The 24,674-nt window shown below is 72.5% G+C and carries 22 protein-coding genes, 1 pseudogene and 1 riboswitch; of the genes and pseudogenes, 10 read left to right on the top strand and 13 right to left on the bottom strand.

What is annotated here, in order from left to right; genetic code table 11:
- Positions 1–203 precede the first annotated feature (203 nt).
- The gene (locus ABZY20_RS34225) at positions 204–872 is read right to left on the bottom strand and encodes an AAA family ATPase (RefSeq protein WP_356446941.1); all 669 of its coding nucleotides are present in this window, start codon (positions 870–872) and stop codon (positions 204–206) included.
- Positions 873–1,095: 223 nt separating this feature from the next.
- Positions 1,096–1,195, top strand: a riboswitch (glycine riboswitch).
- Between the two features lie 156 nt (positions 1,196–1,351).
- Here ABZY20_RS34225 and gcvT point away from each other — a divergent pair.
- From gcvT to ABZY20_RS34190, 7 genes are all read left to right on the top strand, one after another.
- Positions 1,352–2,473 (top strand): glycine cleavage system aminomethyltransferase GcvT, encoded by a 1,122-nt coding sequence (gcvT, locus tag ABZY20_RS34220; RefSeq protein ID WP_356446939.1) that lies wholly within the window; start codon positions 1,352–1,354, stop codon positions 2,471–2,473.
- Positions 2,474–2,577: 104 nt separating this feature from the next.
- Positions 2,578–2,955: a glycine cleavage system protein GcvH gene (gene gcvH / locus ABZY20_RS34215; RefSeq protein ID WP_356446937.1), complete on the top strand. Its 378-nt coding sequence runs from the start codon at positions 2,578–2,580 to the stop codon at positions 2,953–2,955.
- A gap of 14 nt (positions 2,956–2,969) precedes the next feature.
- On the top strand, positions 2,970–4,232 hold the full coding sequence (gene glyA / locus ABZY20_RS34210) for a serine hydroxymethyltransferase (RefSeq protein ID WP_356446935.1): 1,263 nt from the start codon (positions 2,970–2,972) through the stop codon (positions 4,230–4,232).
- Positions 4,233–4,328: 96 nt separating this feature from the next.
- The gene (locus ABZY20_RS34205) at positions 4,329–5,696 is read left to right on the top strand and encodes an L-serine ammonia-lyase (protein WP_356446933.1); all 1,368 of its coding nucleotides are present in this window, start codon (positions 4,329–4,331) and stop codon (positions 5,694–5,696) included.
- An 80-nt stretch (positions 5,697–5,776) separates the two neighbouring features.
- Positions 5,777–7,969 (top strand): AAA family ATPase, encoded by a 2,193-nt coding sequence (locus ABZY20_RS34200; RefSeq protein WP_356446931.1) that lies wholly within the window; start codon positions 5,777–5,779, stop codon positions 7,967–7,969.
- Positions 7,966–9,198 (top strand): restriction endonuclease, encoded by a 1,233-nt coding sequence (locus ABZY20_RS34195; protein WP_356446929.1) that lies wholly within the window; start codon positions 7,966–7,968, stop codon positions 9,196–9,198. The genes ABZY20_RS34200 and ABZY20_RS34195 overlap by 4 nt, the downstream gene beginning before the upstream one ends.
- An 85-nt stretch (positions 9,199–9,283) precedes the next feature.
- Positions 9,284–9,841 (top strand): glycoside hydrolase family 25 protein, encoded by a 558-nt coding sequence (locus ABZY20_RS34190; RefSeq protein WP_356446927.1) that lies wholly within the window; start codon positions 9,284–9,286, stop codon positions 9,839–9,841.
- A gap of 12 nt (positions 9,842–9,853) precedes the next feature.
- Here ABZY20_RS34190 and ABZY20_RS34185 read toward each other — a convergent pair.
- The 4 genes and pseudogenes from ABZY20_RS34185 to ABZY20_RS34170 all read right to left on the bottom strand — a co-directional run.
- A pseudogene (locus ABZY20_RS34185) lies at positions 9,854–10,528 on the bottom strand (NAD(P)-binding domain-containing protein); the annotation flags it as partial.
- A gap of 174 nt (positions 10,529–10,702) precedes the next feature.
- Entirely contained in the window at positions 10,703–10,915 is a 213-nt protein-coding gene (locus ABZY20_RS34180) for an EF-hand domain-containing protein (protein ID WP_356446925.1), read from the bottom strand.
- 358 nt (positions 10,916–11,273) lie between these two features.
- Positions 11,274–11,513: a hypothetical protein gene (locus ABZY20_RS34175; protein ID WP_356446923.1), complete on the bottom strand. Its 240-nt coding sequence runs from the start codon at positions 11,511–11,513 to the stop codon at positions 11,274–11,276.
- A 79-nt stretch (positions 11,514–11,592) separates the two neighbouring features.
- Complete coding sequence (locus ABZY20_RS34170; protein ID WP_356446922.1) at positions 11,593–12,003, bottom strand: helix-turn-helix transcriptional regulator; 411 nt, start codon at positions 12,001–12,003, stop codon at positions 11,593–11,595.
- Positions 12,004–12,351: 348 nt separating this feature from the next.
- Here ABZY20_RS34170 and ABZY20_RS34165 point away from each other — a divergent pair, with 348 nt between their 5' ends.
- Together ABZY20_RS34165 and ABZY20_RS34160 are read left to right on the top strand one after the other, a co-directional pair.
- Positions 12,352–12,963 carry a sigma-70 family RNA polymerase sigma factor gene (locus ABZY20_RS34165; protein WP_356446921.1) on the top strand — a complete coding sequence of 204 codons (612 nt, stop codon included), beginning with the start codon at positions 12,352–12,354 and terminating at the stop codon, positions 12,961–12,963.
- Positions 12,960–13,694: a BN159_2729 family protein gene (locus tag ABZY20_RS34160; RefSeq protein ID WP_356446920.1), complete on the top strand. Its 735-nt coding sequence runs from the start codon at positions 12,960–12,962 to the stop codon at positions 13,692–13,694. The genes ABZY20_RS34165 and ABZY20_RS34160 overlap by 4 nt, the downstream gene beginning before the upstream one ends.
- Before the next feature lie 16 nt (positions 13,695–13,710).
- On the opposite strand, the gene ABZY20_RS34155 is transcribed toward ABZY20_RS34160, so the two are convergent.
- The 5 genes from ABZY20_RS34155 to ABZY20_RS34135 all read right to left on the bottom strand — a co-directional run bounded on the left by ABZY20_RS34155 (position 13,711) and on the right by ABZY20_RS34135 (position 19,255).
- A complete protein-coding gene (locus ABZY20_RS34155; RefSeq protein WP_356446919.1) occupies positions 13,711–14,889 on the bottom strand; it encodes a hypothetical protein in 1,179 nt (392 codons plus the stop codon).
- A 93-nt stretch (positions 14,890–14,982) separates the two neighbouring features.
- A complete protein-coding gene (locus tag ABZY20_RS34150) occupies positions 14,983–15,486 on the bottom strand; it encodes an ATP-binding protein (protein WP_356446917.1) in 504 nt (167 codons plus the stop codon).
- A gap of 287 nt (positions 15,487–15,773) precedes the next feature.
- Positions 15,774–16,541: an enoyl-CoA hydratase-related protein gene (locus ABZY20_RS34145; RefSeq protein ID WP_356446915.1), complete on the bottom strand. Its 768-nt coding sequence runs from the start codon at positions 16,539–16,541 to the stop codon at positions 15,774–15,776.
- 80 nt (positions 16,542–16,621) lie between these two features.
- Positions 16,622–17,854, bottom strand: a complete 1,233-nt coding sequence (locus tag ABZY20_RS34140; RefSeq protein ID WP_356446913.1) for an Ig-like domain-containing protein — start codon at positions 17,852–17,854, stop codon at positions 16,622–16,624.
- Positions 17,855–18,010: 156 nt separating this feature from the next.
- Positions 18,011–19,255, bottom strand: coding sequence for an Ig-like domain-containing protein (locus tag ABZY20_RS34135; protein WP_356446911.1), 1,245 nt, complete (start codon positions 19,253–19,255; stop codon positions 18,011–18,013).
- A 187-nt stretch (positions 19,256–19,442) separates the two neighbouring features.
- Between ABZY20_RS34135 and glgX the strand changes: the two genes are divergently transcribed.
- The gene (gene glgX / locus ABZY20_RS34130) at positions 19,443–21,695 is read left to right on the top strand and encodes a glycogen debranching protein GlgX (protein ID WP_356446909.1); all 2,253 of its coding nucleotides are present in this window, start codon (positions 19,443–19,445) and stop codon (positions 21,693–21,695) included.
- Between the two features lie 190 nt (positions 21,696–21,885).
- Here the strand turns inward: glgX and ABZY20_RS34125 are convergent, their stop codons facing one another.
- Genes ABZY20_RS34125 through ABZY20_RS34115 form a run of 3 tightly spaced genes read right to left on the bottom strand, consistent with a single transcriptional unit; the run spans position 21,886 to position 24,655 of the window.
- Entirely contained in the window at positions 21,886–22,686 is an 801-nt protein-coding gene (locus tag ABZY20_RS34125; RefSeq protein ID WP_356446907.1) for an inositol monophosphatase family protein, read from the bottom strand.
- A gap of 57 nt (positions 22,687–22,743) precedes the next feature.
- On the bottom strand, positions 22,744–23,385 hold the full coding sequence (locus ABZY20_RS34120; protein ID WP_356446906.1) for a response regulator transcription factor: 642 nt from the start codon (positions 23,383–23,385) through the stop codon (positions 22,744–22,746).
- Entirely contained in the window at positions 23,378–24,655 is a 1,278-nt protein-coding gene (locus tag ABZY20_RS34115) for a sensor histidine kinase (protein WP_356446904.1), read from the bottom strand. Before ABZY20_RS34115 ends, ABZY20_RS34120 begins: the two co-directional genes overlap by 8 nt.
- Between the last annotated feature and the right edge of the window lie 19 nt (positions 24,656–24,674).

The following is a 24,674-nucleotide window of genomic DNA, read 5'->3' as shown; positions in this document are numbered from 1 at the left end:
CGGGGGTGGTGGTTGCGGTCGGGGACCCCACGCCAGGACCCACACCCACGCGGCCCGGGCCCCAGAGGCGACCAGCCCGGACACCGGAAGGAGGAGCCGGCCGACCGCCCGCGTGGGCCCCGGCCCTGCCCCACCCCCGGAATGGGGCGCCACAGCCACTGCCCCGGCTGGATCGCCCCGTTCCGCCGCCGCCCGTCCGTCGGTCAGGCCGTGAAGACGATGTTGCGCAGCGCGTCCGCCGCCGCGCGGTCGGTCAGGATGGCCGAGGTGCAGCCGGTGGGGAGCTCGCCGTCCTCCACCGCGCGGAGCAGGCGCGTGGTGGCCGCGCGGTGGCGGCGGAACGCGTAGCTGGAGACGCCGCGGCCGCGGTCCCGCTGGCCGGCCAGGGCCTCCTCGGGGGTGACGTCCAGAAGGAGCAGGTGCAGGGTGCCGCCCCGGCGGCGGGCCTCGCGGGACAGCCAGCGGCGGACCCAGGCCTGGGCGCCGCAGTCGTGCACGACGACGCCCTCGCCGGTGCGCAGGGCGCGGCGCAGCCCGGCGTAGTGGGCGAGGCGGACCAGCGGCCGGTAGACGGCGTACGGCAGGAAGCCCGGCATACGGCGCTCCCAGCGGTCGCGGGTGTCCTGGGAGTCGATGCGCCGGCCCGGCACCGTGCGCCGCATCAGCGTGGACTTGCCGCTGCCGGGCAGGCCCGTGACCACGACGAGGTCGCGGGGGCCGAACAGCAGCGCGTGCGGGCCGCGCCCGGCGCGCTCGCGCAGATCGCGGACGACGGGCGCCGGCACCGGGCCGCACGCGGCCCGGGCCGGGGCCGCCGGCTGCTCGGGCAGCGCGATGCCCGTGGTCGTGGCGTACGCCGTGGTCCTGTTCACCGTGAACGTCCTCCCCTGAGGCCAGGTACGGAGTCCCATCCCCGCCGAGTGTAAAAAGAAGGTAATGCCCTAGGCCTCTCATTTCCGTACTCGTCCTGCAACAGGGCTGCTACAGATCGCTGTGTCCGGCGGGCGGGACGCTGTGCTCTCCCTGGGAAAGGTCCCCCTGCCGCGTGGGAAGGATGCGTGCAATGATGTGCGCGCCAACTGCATACCGGCCGTTTGAATCCGCGCGGGAGAGTCCCCAGCACCGCTGACGCTGGGGCGCCGAAGGAGCAAGTCCCTCCCTTGAATCTCTCAGGCCCCGTTACCGCGCGGGCGAGGCACATCTGAAAAGCGGGCCCTCCCCTGCCCCCGGCAGGCCGGCTCCACCCAAGGTGCAAGCCATGGACCAGCGCGGTCATGGCGAACCTCTCAGGTTCCGATGACAGATGGGGAGGAACGACCTCGCCCGTCATTGCCTTGGGAGACAACCGACCGTGAGCAGTACAGGAGAACTCCGTCACACCGCGCTCGATGCCCTGCATCGCTCGCTCGGCGCGACGATGACCGACTTCGCCGGCTGGGACATGCCCCTGCGCTACGGCTCCGAGCGCGACGAGCACCTGGCCGTGCGCACGAGGGCCGGCCTCTTCGACCTCTCCCACATGGGCGAGATCACCGTCACCGGCCCGCAGGCCGCCGCGCTCCTCGACCACGCCCTGGTGGGCAACATCGGCGGTGTGAAGCCCGGCCGCGCCCGCTACACCATGATCTGCCGCGCCGACGGCGGCATCCTCGACGACCTGATCGTCTACCGGCTGGGCGAGACCGAGTACATGGTCGTCGCCAACGCCTCCAACGCCCAGGTCGTGCTGGACGCGCTGACCGAGCGCGCCGCCGGTTTCGACGCCGAGGTGCGCGACGACCGGGACGCCTACGCGCTGATCGCCGTCCAGGGCCCTGAGTCCCCCGGCATCCTGAAGTCCCTCACGGACGCCGACCTCGACGGGCTGAAGTACTACGCCGGACTGCCCGGCACGGTCGCGGGCGTCCCGGCCCTGATCGCCCGCACCGGCTACACCGGTGAGGACGGCTTCGAGCTGTTCGTGAAGCCGGAGCACGCGGTCGAGCTGTGGCAGGCCCTGACCAAGGCGGGCGAGGGCGCCGGCCTGGTCCCGTGCGGGCTGTCCTGCCGCGACACGCTGCGCCTGGAGGCGGGCATGCCGCTGTACGGGCACGAGCTGACCACCTCGCTGACGCCCTTCGACGCCGGTCTCGGCCGGGTGGTGAAGTTCGAGAAGGAGGGCGACTTCGTGGGGCGCGAGGCGCTGCGCGAGGCCGCCGCCCGGGCCGAGCAGAACCCGCCGCGGGTGCTGGTCGGCCTGGTCGCCGAGGGCCGCCGGGTCCCGCGCGCCGGGTACGCGGTCGTCGCCGGCGGCAAGGTGATCGGCGAGGTCACCTCCGGCGCCCCCTCCCCCACGCTGGGCAAGCCCATCGCCATGGCCTACGTCGACGCCGCGCACGCCGCCCCCGGCACGAGCGGTGTGGGCGTGGACATCCGGGGCAGCCACGAGCCGTACGAGGTCGTGGCGCTGCCGTTCTACAAGCGCCAGAAGTAGACACTGGCCGGGAGGCCGCGGCACCGGCCTCGCGACCCGTCGTCCCAGCTCACCAGCAGTCCCCCCGTTCACAGCACTCCCGCGCGTACAGGAGAATCCAGGCCATGAGCAACCCCCAGCAGCTGCGTTACAGCAAGGAGCACGAGTGGCTGTCGGCCGCCGAGGACGGCGTCGCGACGGTCGGTATCACGGAGCACGCGGCCAACGCGCTCGGCGACGTGGTCTTCGTCCAGCTCCCCGAGGTGGGCGACACCGTCGCCGCGGGCGAGACCTGCGGCGAACTGGAGTCGACCAAGTCGGTGTCCGACCTGTACTCCCCGGTCTCCGGTGAGGTCACCGAGGTCAACGAGGACGTCGTCAACGACCCGTCGCTGGTCAACTCGGCCCCCTTCGAGGGCGGCTGGCTGTTCAAGGTGCGGGTCACCGACGAGCCGGGCGACCTGCTCTCCGCCGACGAGTACACCGCGTTCGCCGCCGGCTGAGGAGTCGTAGCCGTATGTCCGTCCTGAACACACCCCTGCACGAGCTCGACCCGGCCGTCGCCGCCGCGGTCGACGCCGAGCTGCACCGCCAGCAGTCCACGCTGGAGATGATCGCCTCGGAGAACTTCGCCCCGGTCGCCGTCATGGAGGCGCAGGGCTCGGTCCTCACCAACAAGTACGCCGAGGGCTACCCGGGCCGCCGCTACTACGGCGGCTGCGAGCACGTCGACGTGGTCGAGCAGATCGCGATCGACCGCATCAAGGAGCTGTTCGGCGCCGAGCACGCCAACGTGCAGCCGCACTCGGGCGCCCAGGCCAACGCGGCGGCGATGTTCGCGCTGCTCAAGCCGGGCGACACCATCATGGGCCTGAACCTCGCCCACGGCGGGCACCTGACCCACGGCATGAAGATCAACTTCTCCGGCAAGCTCTACGACGTCGTCGCCTACCACGTGGGCGAGGACGGCCGGGTCGACATGGCCGAGGTCGAGCGGCTGGCCAAGGAGTCCAAGCCGAAGCTGATCGTCGCCGGCTGGTCGGCGTACCCGCGGCAGCTGGACTTCGCGGAGTTCCGCCGGATCGCGGACGAGGTCGGCGCGTACCTGATGGTCGACATGGCCCACTTCGCCGGTCTCGTGGCCGCCGGGCTGCACCCCAACCCGGTGCCGCACGCGCACGTGGTCACCACCACGACCCACAAGACCCTCGGCGGCCCGCGCGGCGGTGTGATCCTCTCCACGGCCGAACTGGCCAAGAAGATCAACTCCGCCGTCTTCCCCGGTCAGCAGGGCGGTCCGCTGGAGCACGTGATCGCCGCCAAGGCCGTCGCCTTCAAGGTCGCCGCCTCGGAGGACTTCAAGGAGCGCCAGCGCCGTACGCTGGAGGGCGCCCGCATCCTGGCCGAGCGCCTGGTGAAGGACGACGTGCGGGCCGTGGGCGTGGACGTCCTGTCCGGCGGCACGGACGTGCACCTGGTCCTGGTCGACCTGCGCCACTCCGAACTGGACGGGCAGCAGGCCGAGGACCGCCTCCACGAGGTGGGCATCACCGTCAACCGGAACGCGATCCCGAACGACCCGCGCCCGCCGATGGTGACGTCCGGTCTGCGGATCGGCACGCCGGCCCTGGCCACCCGCGGGTTCCAGGCGGAGGACTTCGCGGAGGTCGCGGACGTCATCGCCGAGGCGCTGAAGCCGTCGTACGACGTGGAAGCCCTCAAGGCCCGGGTGAAGGCCCTGGCCGACAAGCACCCGCTGTACGCGGGTCTGAACAAGTAAAGACACCTCCCGGGTGCCGCGCCCGCCACAAGCGGGCGCGGCACCCACCCCCCTCGGCACCACCCTGTGCACCACCCCCGTAGTCAGGAGTCCCCCGTGGCCATCTCGGTCTTCGACCTGTTCTCGATCGGCATCGGCCCGTCCAGCTCCCACACCGTCGGCCCGATGCGCGCGGCCGGCCTGTTCGTCCGGCGGCTGCGCAACGAGGAGCTCCTGGGATCCGTCGCCTCGGTGCGCGCGGAGCTGTACGGCTCGCTCGGCGCGACCGGCCACGGCCACGGCACGCCCAAGGCGGTGCTGCTCGGGCTGGAGGGCGACTCGCCGCGCACGGTGGACGTGGAGACCGCCGACGAGCGGGTGGAGACGATCAAGGCCGGCGGCCGGCTGAACCTGCTCGGCGAGCACGAGATCGCGTTCTCCTTCGATGACGACATGGTCCTGCACCGCCGCAAGGCCCTCCCGTACCACGCCAACGGCATGACCCTGTGGGCGTACGACGCCTCGGGCGCGGAGCTGCTGACGAAGACGTACTACTCGGTCGGCGGCGGGTTCGTCGTCGACGAGGACGCGGTCGGCGCCGACCGCATCAAGCTCGACGACACCGTGCTGAAGTACCCCTTCCGCACCGGCGACGAGCTGCTGCGCCTCACCGAGGAGACCGGCCTGTCCATCTCCGCGCTGATGCTGGAGAACGAGCGGGCCTGGCGCACCGAGGAGGAGATCCGCGCGGGCCTGCTGGAGATCTGGCGGGTCATGCAGGCGTGCGTGGCGCGCGGCATGTCCCGCGAGGGCATCCTGCCGGGCGGCCTGAAGGTGCGCCGCCGGGCCGCCAACACCGCCCGCAAGCTCCGCTCCGAGGGCGACCCGCAGGCCCTCGCCATGGAGTGGATCACCCTCTACGCCATGGCCGTGAACGAGGAGAACGCGGCCGGCGGACGGGTGGTCACCGCCCCGACGAACGGCGCCGCCGGCATCATCCCGGCGGTCCTGCACTACTACATGAACTTCGTGCCCGGCGCCGACGAGGAGGGCGTGGTCCGCTTCCTGCTCGCCGCGGGCGCGATCGGCATGCTCTTCAAGGAGAACGCCTCCATCTCCGGCGCCGAGGTCGGCTGCCAGGGCGAGGTCGGCTCCGCCTGCTCCATGGCCGCGGGCGCGCTGGCCGAGGTCCTCGGCGGCTCCCCTGAGCAGGTCGAGAACGCCGCCGAGATCGGCATGGAGCACAACCTCGGCCTGACCTGCGACCCGGTCGGCGGCCTGGTCCAGATCCCCTGCATCGAGCGCAACGGCATGGCCGCGGTCAAGGCGGTCACCGCCGCCCGCATGGCGATGCGCGGCGACGGCTCCCACAAGGTGTCCCTGGACAAGGTCATCAAGACGATGAAGGAGACGGGGGCGGACATGTCGGTCAAGTACAAGGAGACGGCGCGGGGCGGACTGGCCGTCAACATCATCGAGTGCTGACCCCACTCCCGGCCGACCGCCTGACGACGGTGCCCGCCCTCTCCTAAGCTGGGCCCTTCCAGCACCCGGGGGTGGGCACAGTGGCGAGGCGGGCGGAGAGCGCCGAAGTCGTGGCGGCCGTACGGCGGGTCTTCCACGACGGGCTGACGAGCGGGAGGTCGGCGTTCGCGCCGGAGCTGCCGGCCTGGAGCGCGGCCACCGCCTCCGATCTGCGCGCCCGGTTCGTGGACCGGCCCGACGAGTCCTCCGACACCTTCCTGGTCAAGCTGCGCCGCCAGCTCGACGGCGCCCCCGACGCGACGATCGTGCTCGCGGCGGAGCTGCTGTTCGTCAACATGGCCCCGCTCGTGCCCGAGCAGATCGGAATGGCCAAGAAGCGGCAGATCCTGGGCGAGGTGCTGTCCTGGGCCGACCGCCCGGTGACCGTGCCGGCGGAGCTGGAGCCGGGCCTGAAGGGCTTCCTCCACGGCGGCCAAGGGTTCCTGAACTACCGGTGGGCGCAGTTCCAGATCCTGGTGCTGCTGGTGGAGCGGCTGGCCCGGACCGCGAGGGCGGAACGGGAGGCGACGCTCGAGGACCCCTTCGGCTTCAAGAGGCTGTGCCTGGACGTCCAGGAGTCGGTCGGGCACAAGAAGGGGCGTGCGCAGATCCACGTCCTGCTGTTCCTGCTCTTTCCCGAGACCTACCAGCCGATCGCGAGCGCGCAGCACAAGCAGGAGATCGTCAAGGCGTTCGCCGACGAGCTCCTCGAACCCAGCGGCGACGCCGACCGCGACCTGCTGGAGCTGTGCCGGACGCTCCAGCCGCGGACCGGGGAACCGGTCGACTTCTACGACGAGCCCTGGGTGGGCCGGTGGCGCAAGGGCGCCGTCGAGCACGAGCAGCGCGGCTGGCTGGTACGCGGGTACAACGTGGACGGCCACAACGTCATCCCGGACTGGCTCCGGCGCGGCTACTGCTCGCTGGCCTGGCGGGAGATACCCGGACTCCCCCCGGACCTGGCCAAGCAGGACGTGCAGCGGGCCGTCGCCGAGGCCATGCCGGAAGCGTCCGCGCAGCTGCGCGGACAGGCCGCGTACCAGCTGCACGCCTTCCTCACCCTCATGCGGCCGGGCGACCTGGTCGTCGCCGTCACACCGGACGAGGTGCACGTCGGCACGGTCCAGGGCCCGGCATGGTACGACGCCTCGGACGGCCTCGACACCGCCCGCCGCCGGCCGGTGAGCTGGGCCACCGCCGAGCGGCCGCTCGTCCGCGCGGAGCTGCCCGAGCGGGTGCAGGCCCGCCTGCCCCTGCCGCCGGCGCTCTACGACGTCAGCAGCGTCGCTGCCGAACTCGCCGAGCGGGCGGGCCTCGAGGACGCGGTCGCCGAGGAACTCGTCGACGTCGACGTCACCAAGCCGCTCGAACTGCCGCCCGTGACCGCGGAACTGGCCGCACGGCTGCTGATGCCGCAGGACTGGCTCCGGGAGACCGCCGAACAACTCCAGGAGCAGGGGCAGCTGGTCTTCCACGGCCCGCCCGGCACCGGCAAGACCTACCTGGCCCGTGCCCTGGCCCGGCACCTCGCCGGACCCGACCGGGTGGAGCTCGTGCAGTTCCACCCCTCGTACACCTACGAGGACTTCTTCGAGGGGTTCCGGCCGGTGCGGGGCGCGGACGGCTCGGTGGTGTTCGACGTCGTGCCCGGGCCGCTGAAGCTGCTCGCCGAGCGCGCCGCGAAGGACCCGTCCAACCCGTACGTGCTGATCGTCGACGAGATCAACCGGGCCAACCTGGCGAAGGTCTTCGGCGAGCTGTACTTCCTGCTGGAGTACCGCGAGGAGCCCGTCACCACCCAGTACAGCCCGCACGCCCCGTTCACCCTGCCGGGCAACCTCTTCCTCGTCGGCACGATGAACACCGCCGACCGCTCGATCGCCCTGGTCGACGCGGCGATGCGCCGCCGCTTCGCCTTCCGCCGCCTCTCCCCCGACAAACCGCCGGTGCGGGGCCTGCTGGACCGCTGGCTCGCCGGGCGCGGTCTGCCGGACACCGCGGCCCGGCTGCTCGACGCGCTCAACGACCGGCTCGGCGACGCGGACCGGGCGATCGGGCCGTCGTACCTGATGAAACCGGCCGCGGCCCGGCCGGAGGGGCTCGGCCTGATCTGGCGCACCCAGATCCTGCCCCTGCTGGAGGACCAGCTCTACGGCACCGGGATCGACGTGGAGGAGGAGTACGGCCTGCCCGCGCTGCGTGCGGCGACCGGGCACGGCTCGGGGGCGGAGTGACCGGCCCCGACCTCACCGTGCCGGAGACCGGCCCGGGCATCGTGCGGGAGCTGACCGGCGACCAGGTCGCCGCGCTGCTCGCCGTGCCCGACCTGGTCCGGCTGACCCCGGCGCCGGGCGGGCGCTGGCGCCTGAGAGGGAACCAGAAGGCCGGAACGGTCCGGTTGCGCACGCCCTCCGGCGCGGCCGTCCTGCTGCGGCTGCGCCCCAAACTCCCCGTCCGCGACCTGCTGTTCCTGCTCTCCTACGCCCCCGGCGACCCCTGGCGGCCCGACCCGGTCACGGCCGCCGAGTCGGACGAACTGCTCCCCGCCGTCGCGAGCCTCCTGGCCCGTACCGCGCGCCGCACCCTCGACGCCGGGGTGCTGCACGGCTACCGCACGGTCGAGGAGGACCTGCCCCTGGTCCGCGGGCGGATCCGCACGGCGGACCAACTGCGCCGCGTCGGACTGCCGCTGCCGGTGGCCGTGCGCTACGACGACCACACGCCGGACATCGCGGAGAACCGCGTCCTGCTCACCGCCCTGCGGCTGGCCGCCCGGCTGCCGGACGTCCCCGCGGGCACCCGCCGGAGCCTGCGCCACCTCTGCGACCACCTCACCGGAGTCCGGCCGCTGCGCGCCGGGGCACCCCTGCCCCGCTGGACACCGAGCCGCCTCAACGCCCGCTACGGCCCGGTGCTGCGGCTCGCCGAACTGGTGCTGTCCGCCCGCTCGGTCCAGCCGGACGGCGGCGCGCCCGCCACCGCGGACGGCTTCGTGCTCGACCTTCCGGAGGTGTTCGAGCGCTTCCTCACGGTGGCGCTCGGCGAGGTCCTCGCCCGCCGGGGGATCCGGTGCGCCGGGCAGGAGGCGCACCACCGCCTGGACGAGGCCCGTCTGGTGCGGCTGCGGCCGGACCTCGTGCTGTACCGGGCCGGCCGCCCCGTTTCCGTCGTCGACGCGAAGTACGTCCTCCTCGCACGCCCCGCCCCCTCCACCGGCCATCTCGGCCAGTTGCTGGGCTACTGCACCGCGCTCGGCCTGCCGCACGGCCACCTGGTCTACGCCTCCGGAGTGCAGGAGGGCCCCACGCACCACATCATCCGCCGCACCGGCATCACGGTCACCGCGCACACCCTCGGCCTCGCGCGCCCGCCGGCCGAACTCCTCGCCGCCGTCGCGGACCTGGCGGACCGGATCACCGCCACGGCGTCCGGCCCCGTCTCCGCGCCCGCAAGCGGAAGTTGACGTTTCCACATCCGCCCGCAGCAACCGCGTGCCATGGTGGTGGCCACCAACTCCCCTCCCCCACCAGCACTTCAGGGAGACCCCCATGCTGCGCGGAATCGATGTGAGCGCCTACCAGAGCTCCTCCTACGACACCGACGGCCTCTCCTTCGTCTTCGTCAAGGCGACCGAGGGCCGCTCCTACGTCAACCCCAAGCTGGCCGCCCAGACCAAGCGGGCGCGCGACGCCGGGCTGGTCGTCGGCTTCTACCACTTCCTGTGGCCGGGCAACCTCACCGCCCAGGCCGAGTACTTCGTCGGCAAGGCCCCGGACCGGGCGGGCGACATCCTCGCGGTCGACTGGGAGACGACGAGCAGCGGAACACGCGCGAGCAACGCGGAGAAGGACCTGTTCATCCGCAAGGTGAAGGACCTGCGGCCGGACAACCAGGTGGTGCTCTACTGCAACCGGCACTTCTGGCTGAACGTCGATACGACGTCCTACGCGGGCGACGGCCTGTGGATCGCCGACTACGTCTCCGCCGGCAAGCCCCGGATCAAGGCGAAGTGGCGGTTCCACCAGTACACCGACGACCCGGTGGACAAGAACGTGGCCGCGTTCGAGAGCAGGGCCGCCCTGCGCAGATGGGCCGAGAGCGCGTGAGCGCCGGGCGGCTCAGCCGCTGAAGTCCGCCGTACGCTCGGGAGAAGCCTCCGCCAGGGCCTTCCTGACCTCCTCGACACCGCCGCGCAGGCCGTACACCGGGGTGCCGGGCTGCTGGCGCCAGGAGTCGTCGAGGCCGCCCGCGTCCACCGTGTCGAAGCCGAGTTCACCGATCAGGTCCCGTACCTTCCGCTTGGCCGCCTCGTCGTCGCCGGCCACCGGGAGGGCCAGGCGGTCGGGGGCGCCGGCCGGGCGCGGGCGGTCCAGGATGTCCTGGGCGAAGGTGCCGTTGAAGGCCTTGATCACGGGATGGCCGAGCTGCCGTTCCGTCCAGCGGCTCTCGGTGAGGCCCTCGTCCTCGATCCCGGCGATCCTGCCGTCGCGCTGGCGGGGGTAGTAGTTGCCGGTGTCGATGACCGCGACGCCGTCCGCGGCGCCGTCGAGCACGCCGGACGGCAGGTCAGGGACCGCCTTCAGGGGGATGGTCACCACGACCACGTCCGCGTCCCGCGCGGCCTCCTCGACCCGGACGGGCGTCGCGCCGGTCTCCTCCGCCAGGGCCGTCAGCGTGTGCGGGCCCCTGGAGTTGGCGACGGACACGTCGTGGCCGAGGGCGGTGAGCCGCCGGGTCAGGTTGCCGCCGATGTTGCCCGCGCCGATGATGCCGATCTTCATGTCCTCGCCTCGCCCTTCGGGAGATGAACAGGCCGCGTGCGGCCCTCGTGGCCCAGGTCAACCTCGGGGGCGGGCGGGCTATTCCGGTTCGTTCCGGTATGTGGACGGGCAGTCCGGGCATGGCGAGGGGCCCGGTCCGTCGTGGGACGGGCCGGGCCCCTTCGTCCGGGCACCGCGGGTGGGCGGCTACTTGTTCAGGAAGGCCCAGAACTCGTCGAAGCTCAGCTGCTTGTCGCCGTCCAGGTCACGGGCCTTGATGACGACCTCGGCGACCGACTCGGTGACGTTCCAGTCGCCCGACCCCGCCAGGGCGCTCTTGAACTCGGCAGCGGTGATGTATCCGTCACCGTCCGTATCGATCCGCTCGAACTGCTTGCGCGCTTCCTCGATGTCCGCCACCGATCCGCCCCTCATCTCGTGCTGTGCGTCCCTTTGACGCAGGTCTGACGGAGGTCAGATTATCCGCCCGCCCGGGACCGCAGTGCGGCGACCACCCAGGCGCACTCCTCGCGCTGGACCGCCCTGGCCCGGTGCCCTTCACGACGGCGGGCCGTTCGCGGTGACGGACGCCCCGGGTGCCCCGGCGGGGGTGCCGGCGCCGTGGTCCGCGGCGTTGAACTCGGCGGCTTTGGGCGCCTCTCGGCCGGGGCCGGATGCGGGCGCCGGGCCGGCAGGCGCGGTGCGGGACCTCCGCGACCCGCCGCTGCGGGACCGTGACCGGCGGGCGGGCAGGACGGCCCCTGATCGCCGGCTTCTGTCAGGTCCTCCACGGCGGCGGGGCACCGATCCGCAGCGGCCGGGCGCCACTGACGATGCAGCCGGCGCAGCGTGCGCAGTCCCCGCCGTGACGGGTGATGAGTTCGCGAAGGATGCTCTGCACGTGCGGGTCCGTACGCACCGTGGGCGGAGCGACGCAGACCCGGTCCCCGGAGGTGGTGCGGGCCGTCCAGCCGTGGAAGGCGGGACCGTGGTCGGCGATGATCAGGGTGCCGCGCATGCCTTCCCCCCTGTCTCTGGGATGCCTGGGAGCATAGCGGGTCAATCGGTCGAACCCGTGCCGCAAGAGGCGATGCGACTCAGATCAGCTTCTTGTCACGCAGATCCTCGATGACGCGTTCGTTCATGCGTCGGATATCGCTGGCATGAAGGTCGGTGACGGCGATGGCCGCGCTCTCCAGGGCTTGGCGGATCGCGGTCTCGAGCGCCTGCCTGGGGAGGGAGACGAGCGTGACGCCGCTTACGGTCTCCGCCTCCTGGGCCACGACGGGCTCGTTTCCCTCGAGCACCTGGAGGCAGCTTCCCGGAGCCCAGCCCAGCGCTTGATCGATCTTGACGTAACTCGCCTCCCGTACCGACTGGCCGCGTTCGGTCCGTTTCCAGGTGTCCTTGCTGATTCCCGCTCTGCGCGCCGCCGGTTCGATACCCAGGCCCAGCTCCTGTCGGCGTCGGCGTACGCATGCGGACAGACGATCAAGGTCGAGGGTCATTCGTTCATCTTGGCAGAGCGGGAGGCCACCTTCCAGGACCGGACCAAGGCGCTGACCTGGGCAGACGCCTCAACTGTCCGAGAATGAGCACACAACATGCCCGGCATGCGGCGAATGCGCTGGACATCCCCCGCCAAGAGCCGCTAACTTAGCGTGAGTTGGCGGCTACCGAGGGCCGCCGAGGGCTCCATGCCTGGCCCTGACTCGCGCCGGGCGGGGCGCGTCCCAGCCGCCCTTGCCCCCTGCCCCGCCCGGGCGGCGCCACCTCATCCCCCACCGGCCCTGCGAAGACAGCGGCACGCGAGCCGGACGACCCTTCCGCACTGCTCCCGGATCGAGGCACGAACCGTGACCGACAGATCGGCCCCTCCCCAGGCCGCCGTCCCTCCCGCCCCACGCGAAGCCGAACTCGTCAGCCGGGCCAAGAAGGGAGACACCGAGGCCTTCGCCTGCCTCTACGCCGTCTACCGTCCGCAGGTCCACGCCTACGTCCGCCGCCGCGTCACGGACGGCGCCGCGGCCGAGGACTTCACGAGCGAAACCTTCCTGCGCGCGTTGCGGCGCTTAAGCACCTTCACCTGGAGCGGCACGCCTTTCGGGGCCTGGCTGGTGGTCATCGCCCGCAATCTCATCGCCGACCACTACAAGTCCCACCGGGCGCAGCGGGAGGTACTGGTCGGCGACATGCTCACCGACGGTGAACCGCTCCTCGGCACTCCCGAGGAAGCCCTCATCGCCGATCAGGAACGCAAGGCGCTGTGGAGTGCCGCGGCGCGGCTGAACGAGACGCAGCACCGCTGTCTCGTACTGCGCTTCCACCTCGGCCTGTCCGTCGCCGAGACCGCTGAGGCCCTGGGCAAACCGCCCGGCGCGGTCAAGACGCTCACCTACCGCAGTGTGCGGGCACTGGCCCGGTCGATCACGGACCCCGGCGGCGCGAGGGAGGCTCCCACGCCATGAAACCGCAGGTCCCCCGCGCCGCCGGCGCCGTCGGCCGGGGCCCGGCCGCGTCCGGCGGTGACGACGAACCGCTCACCGCGGCCGGCATGGACGCCGCGGGTATGCCGACCGGTCCGTTCACCGGCGCCACCGCCCGCCCCCTGCGGTGGCCGCGGCACGGTGTGGTCTTCACCCGCCGGCCGTCCCGGCCGGACGGGGAACTCCAGGAAGTCGCAGCCGCGTGGGACGCGCGCTGCGGCCGCGCCCAGGCCCTGTGCGACGACCTGCACGCCGATCACGGCCGACGCCCCGAGGTCACCGCGATCGAACGGGACGGCGAGCGCCTCGTGGTGTGCATCAAGGCCGTCACCCTGGCGGACTGGGAGCGGTGGCTGGCCCTCATCGGGGCCGACGTCTGCGTGGAGACCCGGCAGGCCGGGTACGCGCAGCTTGCCACCGGCCTGCGCCACGACGTCCCCGTCCACCTCGTCGCACACGGGGTCCCCCTGCTGCTGCAACGCGCGTTCGCGACCGCCGTGCAGCCCCACCTGCTGTGGGGCCGCGTCTACGACTTGTCCCTGCCGCTCGCCGAGAAGGGCGGTCGAGGTCCGTGCTGGTACTTCACGGGGGAGCGCACCAGGGACGGCATTCCGCTGCTGGCCCGGCACGGCCGCGGCGAACGCCGCACCCTGACCGGCGTCGTCCGCCACCTGGGGCCTCTCACTCCGGCCGGGCGACCGGCGTCGCTCTGAGGTTCCCGCGGCCCGGTCAGCGGAAGATGCCGGTGTGGCCGAGGGAGTAGCGGCCGGGCTGGGGGTAGACCGCGAGGCCGTGCGGGCCGCTGCCGACGGGGATGCGGGCGAGCTGGGTGCCGGTCCGGGTGTCGATGGCGTACACCTCGGCGTCGTAGCGGCCGGACAGCCACAGCACCTTGCCGTCGGCGGAGACGCCGCCCATGTCGGGGCTGCCGCCGTCGGGCAGCTTCCACTTCTTGGTCAGCTTGTCCTGGGTGAAGTCGAAGACGGAGACCGTGCCCTCGCCGCGGTTGGACACGTACATCTCGCGGGAGTCGCGGCTGACGTAGAGGCCGTGGCAGCCCTTGCCGGTGGGCATCAGGGTGGGCTCGGCGAAGGTGTCGCCGTCCAGGACCCACATTCCGTGGGCCATCATGTCGGCGATGTAGAACTTCTCGCCGTCGGGCGAGATCTTCACGTCCTGCGGCATGGCGCCCTCGAACGGCAGCCGCTGCTGTCCGACGACCTTCATCTTCTCGGTGTCGACCTTGAGCAGTTCGCCGCTGAACTCGCAGGAGACGATGAAGTAGCGGCCGTCGAGGGAGAAGTCGGCGTGGTTGACGCCGTAGCAGGAGACGGGGACCGTCTTCTTGATCTTCATGGTGTGCGGGTCGCGGAAGACCAGCTCGCGGTCGAGGGAGGCCATCACGACCGCGTAGCGGCCGTTGGGCGTGAAGTAGAGGTTGTACGGGTCGTGGACCTCGACCTCCTTGCCCGCCTTGCCGGTCTTCGGGTCGATCGGGGTGAGGGTGTGGCCGCGGTTGTTGTTGACCCAGAGCGTCTTGAGGTCCCAGGAGGGGACGACGTGCTGGGGCTGGCGGCCCACCGGGATGGTCTCGACGATCTCGTAGGTCTTCGGGTCGATGACGGACACGGTGTCGGACTCGGTGTTGGGGACGTAGACCCGGGAGGGGAAGTCCTTGACCACCGGGGACAGCTTGTTGGGGCGGTCGGCCGCGTAGACGTCCTCGGGATCGAGGACGGGCGGCATGCCGGGCAGGCCGTCGACGGGCTTCTTCTCGGGCGGGGCGGGCACGGCGGCCCTGGAAGCGCGTGCCTGGGAGGTCCGCTCCTCACCCGGGGCGCCGCAGGCGGCGAGGACGGCGAGGGCGGCACCCGCGACCAGGGTGCTCTTGGCGAGGTGTCGGTGCATTGCACCATTTAAGGTGCGTCTGACCTGGAAAGGCGCTATTCGCCCGTACGGCGGCCGGGTGAGCCACCGGGCGCGCAGCGCCGGGTCCGGGGCTCAGCGGTCGGCGACCCGCATCTCGAACCAGGTGGTCTTGCCGCGGGGCAGCAGGTCGACGCCCCAGCGGTCGGCGAGGGTGTCGACGAGGAACAGGCCCCGGCCGCTGGTGTCCAGCGGCTGGACCGGCATCAGGCACGGCAGCCCCCGGGAGGGGTCGCGGACCTCGACGCGGATCCAGCCGCGGCGCCGGTGCAGACGCAGCCCGAAGACGCGGGCGCCGGTGTGGCGCACGGCGTTGCCGACGAGTTCGGAGACGAGCAGGACCGCGTCCTCGGTGGTCTTGGGACCGAGGCCCCAGTGGCGCAGCACCACGACCTGGGTCAGGCGCCGGGCGGTGGCGGCGGACTCGGGGCGGGACGGCAGCGGAACTTCCGCCTCCGTCGGATTGCCGTACAACTCCAGCGCTTTGAGCGCGTGTTCGTCCTCGACGGTCGGCGACCAGCGCGCCGCGGCCGCATGAGCGTGTCCCCGCGGCTGTCCCGTACCCTCCAGCCCCGCCATGCCCCCCATCATGGCCGCCCGGAGCGCCCCACGGGGCCGTTCCCGGCGAATACGCCCCTGGGGAGGACCCGCACATCCGTGACCGTCCGTCATATGACGGTGGCACTTCGGAGTCGTCCATACCCGCACTGACCTGCTGGAACGACCTATTCCGGGGCAATCGGCCGGATCCCCCGGCCGGACGCGCTTAAGGGTGCCTTAAGGCTCCCATAAACCGCCCCAACGAGGGACCCGGATCAGACGCCGCGTCAATTGCAAGACGCCGGCGGGGATTTCCCCGGCCGGGCTCAGAGGAACTTCGCCTTGCCCGGCCCCTCCTCCACGAAGCTGCGCATCCCGCGCTCGCGGTCCTCGGTGGCGAACAGGCCCGCGAACCAGTTGCGTTCGATCGCCAGGCCGGTCTCGATGTCCGTCTCCAGGCCCGCGTCGACCGACTCCTTGGCGGCGCGCAGCGCGAGGGCCGGGCCCTGCGCCAGCTTCGCGGCCCAGGCGTGCGCCTGCGCGTACACCTCGTCGGCCGGCACGACCCGGTCCACCAGGCCGATCTCCCTCGCCTCGTCGGCCTTGACCATCCGGCCGGTGAAGATGAGGTCCTTGGCCTTGGACGGGCCGACCAGGCGGGCCAGACGCTGGGTGCCGCCGGCGCCGGGGATCAGGCCGAGCAGGATCTCCGGCTGGCCGAGCTTGGCGTTCTCCCCGGCGATGCGGTAGTCCGCGCACAGGGCGAGTTCGCAGCCGCCGCCCAGCGCGTAGCCCGTGACGGCCGCGACGACCGGCTTGGGGATCCGGGCGACCGCCGTGAAGGAGTCCTGCAGGGCGCGGGCGCGCAGGACCATCGCGGTGTGGTCCATCGCCTGCATCTCCTTGATGTCCGCGCCGGCCGCGAACACCTTCTCGCCGCCGTAGACCACCACGGCGCGCACGTCCTCGCGGCGCGCGGCCTCCTCGGCGAGTTCCTTCAGCCGGTCCTGCGTGGCGATGTCCAGCGCGTTCATGGGCGGGCGGTCGAGACGGAGCGTGCCGACGCCTTCAGCGACTTCGAGAGAGACGGTCATACGCAGCAGGTTAACGGGGACTAACGGCCGGGGCCCCGGTGCGCTGCGTCACACCGGGGCCCCTCCGTGTCGGTACCGGGCTACTTCTTCCACTTCTCCCACGGCATGTTCCAGCCGTTGAGCCCGTTGTCCGGGGCGACGGTGCGGTCCTCGGAGTTCTTGACGACGACCACGTCGCCGATCATCGAGTTGTCGAAGAACCAGGCGGCCGGCACCTTCTTGTCCCAGCCGCCGCGCACGTCGCGCAGGCCGATGCAGCCGTGGCTGGCGTTGTAGTTGCCGAAGGCGCCGCCGGCCCAGTAGTTGCCGTGCAGGAAGGTGCCGGAGGTGGTGAGGCGGACGGCGTGCGGGACGTCCTTGATGTCGTACTCGCCGCCGTAGCCCACCGTGTCGCCGTTCATGCGGGTGACGGTGAGCATCTCGCTGATGACCATCTGGCCGTTCCAGGTCTCCATGCCGGGCTTGCCGGTGGTGACCGGGATGGTCTTGACGACCTTGCCGTCGCGCATGACCTTCATCGTGAGCTTCTTGGCGTCGACGACGGAGACCTGGTTGCGGCCGATGGTGAAGTCGATCGTCTTGTCCTGCTCGCCGTAGACGCCGGGGCGTCCCTCGACGCCGTCGAGGTTGAGGTCGACGGTCACCTTGGTGCCGGGCTTCCAGTACTTCTCGGGGCGGAAGTCGAGGCGGTCGTTGCCGAACCAGTGGCCCTCGACCTCGACGGCCGGTTCCGTCCTGATGCGGACGGCCTTCTCGACCTGGTCCGGGTTGGTGATGCCCCGGGAGAAGCGGAGCGAGAACGGCATGCCCACCCCGACCTTGGAGCCGTCCTCGGGGGTGAAGGTGCCGATGAAGGTGTTCTTCGGGGTCAGCGTGGTGAACCCGGAGTCCTCGGCGGCCGTGCGGCCCTCGGAGTCCTTGGCGACCGCGTGGACGGTGTACTTGGTGGCACCGGCCAGGTGGGTGGACGGCGTCCAGGTGGCGCCGTCGCCGGATATCTTCCCCTCGACCTTGCTGCCCTTGGAGTCCTTGACCTCGACCTCGGTCAGCCGCCCCTTGGCGGCGGTCACCTTCAGCGCGCCGCTGGTGTCGACGGACTTGGCCCCGTCCTCGGGCGTGATGCCGACGACCGCCTCGGACTGCTTGCTCCGCGCGGCGCCCGAGTCCTCACCCTTGCCGCCGCTCGCGCCGGAGGAGCCGGATCCGGCACCCCCGCCGCACGCCGTGACGGCGAACAGCAGCGCGGTGACGGCCAGCGCGAGCCGTCCCTTCCCGCGCCCGATCGACGCCCCCGATATCGGTCGCCCGTTCACGTCGGCCATCCCCTCCCCAGGCCCGGTGAGGCCCACTCCCCGGCGCGTTTCCCCTGCGCACCGGCGAATAGTAACCACTGGTGACCCGGCCCCGGCGGGCCGCGAATGTCACTGTTCGGTCCCAACGGACGCCGCCCAACCCGCCCCCCTGCCGGGCTACTTCACCGCACTGCCCGCCTTCCACGCCTTCCAGCCCATATTCCACCCTCCGAGGCCGTTGTCGGGAGAGACCTTTTTGTCGTTGCTGTTGACGACCTCGACGACGTCCCCGACGAGGCTGCGGTCGAAGAACCAGCCGGCCGGGGTGGCCGCGCCGCCGCCCTTCACATCGCGCAGTCCGATGCAGCCGTGGCTGACGTTGGTGCGGCCGAAGACGCTGTGGTGCGCCCAGTAGTTGCCGTGCAGGAAGGTGCCGGAGTCGGTCAGGCGCATGGCGTGCGGGACGTCGGGGATGTCGTACTCGCCCTTGCCGTCGCGCTTCTTGAAGCCGACCGTGGCGCCGTTCATCCGGGTGACCTCCAGCATCTCGGTCACCACCATCTTGCCGTTGTACGTGGTGGTCCTGGGCGCGCCCGCCGTGACCGGCACGGTGGCGAGCGGCTCCCCGTCGCGCCGGACCTCCATGGAGTGCGCGGCGGCGTCGACCACGGAGACCTGGCTGCGGCCGACGGTGAAGGAGAACGTCTTGTGCTGCAGGCCGTAGACACCGGGGGCGCCCTCGACGTCCCGCAGGCGCAGGTCGACGGTGACCCGGGTGCCGGGTTTCCAGTAGTGCTCGGGGCGGAAGTCCAGCCGCGCCCGGCCGAACCAGTGGGGGCGGATCTCCACGGCCGGGCGGGCGGTGACCCGCACCGCGCGCTCGACGGCCGCCCGGTCGGTGATCTGCCGGTTGAACTCCAGGGAGACGATCATGCCGGTGCCGACCGTGGCGCGGTTCTCGGGGGTGACGTAGCCGATGAAGCGCTCCTCCGGGACGTACGTCGTGAAGGTGGTGTGCCGGGCGGAGCGGCGGCCGTCGTCGTCCACGGCGACCGCGTCGACCGTGTACTTGGCGGCCAGGGCCAGCCGCTCCTCGTCGGGCTGCCAGGTCAGGCCGTCGGCGGAGAGGTGCCCGGGCACCGGGGTCTCCTGCGCGTCCTGCGACCGGACGACCTTCACCGACTCCAGCCGGCCGTCGGGCACGCGCACCCGCAGCCTCTGGCCGGGGCGCACACCCCTGCTGCCGTCGCCGGGCGAGATCTTGATGACGTCCTCGGGCGCCGGGGGCGCGCCGAACGCACCGGCGAGCCCGCCCGCGTCGTCCGAGGTACAGCCCGTGGCCCCGGCCAGGAGCCCTGCCCATGTCACTACGGCGGCCAGCGCGGCCCTCGCGCGCCGCGCGCGCCCTTGTACGTGCCTCACGAGGTGCCCAACGACGGGCGGCGTCCCCGGGAAACGACCATGCCCGCCCCCGGGGAAACGTGAGTGCGACCCACGCTCTGGGCAGAACAGTGGGGAGGACGACGCGCAGGGGAGCCGCGACCCGGCCGCAGCACGGGGCCGCACCCCTCTGTCCCCCGTCGTTCCACGAGCCGCGGGAGGCTGACAGGTGTCCAGCGCAGCCGAGCAGGAGGCGGTGGCCGGTCCTCAGGCCACCGGGAACGGGCGCCGGGCCGCCGCCGTGAACAGCGCGCGGCCGGCCGCGCCGCCGCCCACGGTGCCCGCCCGGCCGGGCGCACCGACGCCGCTGGGTGCCCGGTTCCGGGTCGGCCCGGACGGGGTGGCCGGCACCAACTTCGCCCTGTGGGCGGGCGGGGCCGAGGGAGTGGAGCTGTGCCTCTTCGACGAGGCGGGCAAGGAGTCACGGGTCCGGCTCGCCGAGCTGACCCACGAGATCTGGCACGGTTTCGTCCCCGGCGTGCTGCCCGGGCAGCGCTACGGCTACCGGGTGCACGGCCGGTGGGACCCCTGGACGGGCGCCCGCTGGAACCCGGCGAAGCTGCTGCTCGACCCGTACGCCCGCGCGGTCGACGGCGACTTCGGGCTGCCGCCGGAGGTGTACGGGCACGTCCGGGACTGGCCCCAGCAGCACGTCGCCGACACCGTCCGCGACGACCGGGACTCGGCGCCGTACGTCCCCAAGGGCGTCGTCGTCCACGATGACGACGACTGGTCCGACGACCACCGCCCGAAGACGCCGTGGGCCGACTCGGTGATCTACGAACTGCACGTGAAGGGCTTCACCCGGCTGCACCCGGACATCCCCGGGGAACTGCGCGGCACCTACGCCGGCCTCGCGCACCCGGCCGCGATCGAGCACCTGGTGAGGCTGGGCGTGACGGCGGTGGAGCTGCTGCCGGTGCACCAGTTCGCCCACGAGGACCACCTGCTGCGCCGCGGCCTCAGGAACTACTGGGGCTACAACTCCGTCGGCTACTTCGCCCCGCACGCGGGCTACGCGGCCTCCGGCACGCGGGGCCAGCAGGTCGGCGAGTTCAAGCGGATGGTGCGCGCCCTGCACGCGGCCGGGATCGAGGTCATCCTGGACGTGGTCTACAACCACACCGCCGAGGCGGGCGAGCTCGGCCCGACCCTGTCGCTGAAGGGCATCGACAACCGCGGCTACTACCGCCTCCAGGACGACGCCCGCCGCTACGCCGACTACACCGGCTGCGGCAACACCCTGCACGTGGTCCAGCCGCAGGTGCTGCGCCTGATCACCGACTCGCTGCGCTACTGGGTGACGGAGATGGGCGTGGACGGCTTCCGTTTCGACCTGGCGGCGGCGCTGGCCCGCTCCATGCACGACGTCGACATGCTCTCCCCGTTCCTGGCGGTCATCGCCCAGGACCCGGTGCTGCGGCGGGTGAAGCTGATCGCCGAGCCGTGGGACGTCGGGTCGGGCGGCTACCAGGTGGGGGCCTTCCCGCCGCTGTGGACGGAGTGGAACGACCGGTACCGCGACGCGGTCCGGGACTTCTGGCGGCACGCGCTGCCGGACGTGCGGGAGATGGGCTACCGGCTGTCGGGCTCCAGCGACCTGTACGCCTGGGGCGGGCGCCGGCCGTACGCGTCCGTCAACTTCATCACCGCGCACGACGGCTTCACCCTGCGCGACCTGGTCAGTTACGAGCGCAAGCACAACGAGGCCAACGGCGAGGGCAACCGGGACGGCACGCACGACAACCGGGCCTGGAACTGCGGCGCCGAGGGCGAGACGGACGACGAGGGCGTCCGGGCGCTCCGGCGCCGCCAGCTGCGGAACCTGCTGACCACGCTGCTGCTGTCCACGGGCGTGCCCATGCTGGTCGCGGGCGACGAACTGGGCCGCACCCAGCGCGGCAACAACAACGCCTACTGCCAGGACAACGAGATCGGCTGGGTGGACTGGGGGCTGCTGCGGGAACCCGGCTGGAAGGCGCTGTCCGAGCTGACCTCGCGGCTGATCGCCCTGCGCCACCGGCACCCGGTGCTGCGCCGCCGGGCGTTCTTCTCGGGCCGGGCGCAGACCGCGGACGGGCTGCGCGACCTGGCCTGGTTCACCTCCCGGGGCACCGAGATGACGGAGCAGGACTGGTACGCGCCCGCCGCCACGCTCGGCATGTACCTGTCCGGCCGGGACATCCCGGGCCGGGACGAGCGCGGCGCGCCGATCGTCGACGACAGCTTCCTGGCGGTGCTGCACGCGGGCGAGGAGCCGGAGCGCTTCATGCTGCCGGGTCCGCCGTGGGCGGAGCGGTACGAGGTCGTGGTCGACACGAGCCTGGAGGAGCAGGCGCGGGCACCGGGTGTGGAGCATCCGGCGGGGGCGGAGATCACGATGCCGGCGCGGGCGGTGCTGCTGCTGCGGGTGGCGGGGTGAGGGCCGCGGGGCCGGCCGAGGGTTGGTGCTCCGACCGGGACGGTTCGCCGGGGCGGTTCGCCGGGACGGTTCGCCGGGGCGGTCGTCCAGGCGGTTGGACGCACGGTGACGTCCGCTCCGGCTCGGGGCGGCAGGCCCCTCCACGCCGCGGCCCGACCCAGCCGCCGGGGAAACCCATGCGGTGGCAGCCCTAGCCTCGGCTGCGCAGCATCGACATCAGCAGCCCGTGGGTGTCGTCGTCGGCCGCGACCACAAGCCCACGACCTGCCTCACCTGTCGGGGCACCGTCGATGCCGGTGACAACGCAGCCGGCAGCCCGGCACAGAGCGATACCGGCCGCGAAATGCACGCTCCCGGAGAGGTCGCCGCCATCAGTGACATACGCGGCGCGCTTACCGGCGGCCACCCAGGCCAGCGCCAGTGTCGTGGACACGACCCGAGGCCGGAAACGTTCGACGAACTCAGGGTGGGCCAGCAGATCCACGGCCCGGAATCCAGGCGCACTCGGAAACGGCGGGTCCAGGTTGACGTCCACCAATCGGGTAGAGGGTGTGGGCGTCAGCGGTGCGTCGTCGGCCCCGTCATGCCACGCCCAGGCGGTCTCCCCGTCGGTGAAGAAGACCTCGCCGCTGAAAGGGTCGGCCACGGCCGCCGGCCCACCGCGCAGGGCCACGTTGACGGCCACCAGCATGTTGCCGACGGCGTAGTTCAGCGTGCCGCACAGGGGATCCACCAACCACTGGCGCACAGCGTCGCCGGCGCCCCGCTGCCCGCCTTCCTCACCGAGCACCGCGTCATCGGGCCGTGCGGCACGGATGACGCCGAGGATCGTCTTCTCGGCCTCCACATCGGCGGCGGTGGCAAAGTCCCCGGCCCCCTTGTCGATGCGGCCGAGCCGCCGGCCGTACATGCTGCGGACCACGTCCGCGCCGGCCCGCGCCGCGGCTGTCGCGACTGCGGCATCGTCGGAGCTCGCGTATGAGTCGGCCATGCCGTGCAGACTATCGAGGCGAGGCCACCGCCCCGGCGGACCTTCCCGGTCAGAGCACTAGGCGAGGATTCCGCGCCGGTAGGCCGTCGCGACCGCCGCCGCGCGGTCGTTGACGCCCAGCTTGGCGTACAGGTGGGTGAGGTGGGTCTTGACGGTCGCCTCGCTGATGAACAGTTCGCGGGCGATCTCGCGGTTGGAGGTGCCCCGGGCGACCAGGGCGAGCACCTCGCGCTCCCGGGCGGAGAGCTGCTCGCCGCCCGGGGACCGGGGGGCGCGTACCGCCGAGACCAGCCGGGAGGCGACCGCCGGGGAGAGCACGGTACGGCCCTCGGCCGCGGCCCGGACGGCGGCGAGGAGTTCGTCGCGCGGGGCGTCCTTGAGCAGATAGCCCGTCGCCCCCGCCTCGATCGCGGGGAGCGTGTCCGTGTCCGTGTCGTACGTCGTCAGCACCAGGACCCTGGCCCGGGCGCCCCGGCGGCTCAGCTCGGCGATCGCGTCGATCCCGCCGCCGCCCGGCATCCGCAGGTCCATGAGGATCACGTCGGGGTCGAGGGCGCCGGCCCGCTCCAGTGCCCGCACGCCGTCGGCCGCCTCGCCCAGGACCCGGAAGCCCGGCGCGGACTCGAACATGCCGCGCAGGCCGTCCCGGACGACGGGATGGTCGTCGACGATCAGCAGCGAGATCTCGGCGTCAGTCATGGCGGGCCAACGGTACGCGAGCCGACAGGGCCGTGCCGTGCCCCGGCTCCGACTCCACCGTCAGCGAGCCCGCGACACGTGCGGCGCGGGCCCGCATGCCGTCGAGTCCGAAGCCGCCGGCGGGCGTCCCCGCATCCGGGCCCGGCAGGGTGCGGCCGGGCGGGGCGAGCGGGTCGAAGCCCCGGCCGTCGTCGCGGACGTCGAGGATCACCTCGTCGTCCAGATAGGACAGGGTGACGCCGACGCGGTCCGCCGCCGCGTGCCGGGCGGTGTTGGCCAGGGCCTCCTGGGCGATGCGCAGCAGGGTCGCCGCGACCGCGCCGGGCAGCGGCCGGACCGTGCCGGTGGCCGTGAACTCGACGCGGGCGCGGCTTCGTTGGGCCCACTCCGCGACGGTCTTGCGCAGCGCCTCCGGGAGCCCGGCGTGCTCCAGGGCGGCCGGGGCGAGGTCGTGCACCGAGCGGCGGGCCTCGTCGAGGCTGTGCCGGGCCAGGTCCGTGGCGCGGGCCACGTGCGCGCGGGCCCGGTCCGGGTCGGGGGTGTTCGCCACGACCTGGAGCTGGGCGATGATGCCGGTCAGCCCCTGGGCGAGGGTGTCGTGGATCTCGGCGGCCAGCCGCCGGCGCTCGTCGGCGACCCCGGCCTCCCTGGCCCGCGCCAGCAACTCGTCGTGCAGGGCGGCGTTCTCGTCGAGGGCGTGCCGCAACGCCGCGTTGGCGCGCTGCAGTTCGGCGATGGTGGCGCTCTGGACGCGGCTGCGCTCCTCCTCTCGCGCGGCCAGCCGGCCGAACACCGCCAGCAGCGCCACGTGGACGCAGAGCAGCCCGCCGAACAGCGCCCAGTCCAGCCGCCCGCGCAGGGGCATGCCGCCGGCCTGGGAACCGGCGATGACGACCGCCGTGGCCACCAGCCCGGCCGGCAACGCGGCGCCGCGCAGCAGCCGGTGGGGGCCGAGGTACCCGGCGGCGGCGTAGAACGCGAAGAACGGGTTGCACCAGCTGAGCGCGAAGCCCAGCGCCCAGCGCGCGAAGTAGTAGCAGGCGCCCGGGGCCGACGGGGTCAGGACCCGGCCCCGGGACCAGTGCCCGAACCACAGCTGCAGGACGACCGCGGCGCCGGTCAGGGCGGCGGCCGTGTGGCGCTGCGCCGTCGTCATGCCGACCGCGTCCGCCGTCGCCAGCGACAGCGCCGTGCCGGCCGCCAGCATCCCGTACGGCCCCAGGCGGAGGGACGCGGTCCACCGCCGCTCGACCCCCGCCACGTCCGCCATGCCACCAGTGTCGGCCACG

Origin of the sequence: Streptomyces sp. NPDC006624, assembly GCF_040611555.1 — a bacterium.
GTDB lineage: Bacteria > Actinomycetota > Actinomycetes > Streptomycetales > Streptomycetaceae > Streptomyces.
This window is presented reverse-complemented; position numbering and strand designations above follow the sequence as displayed.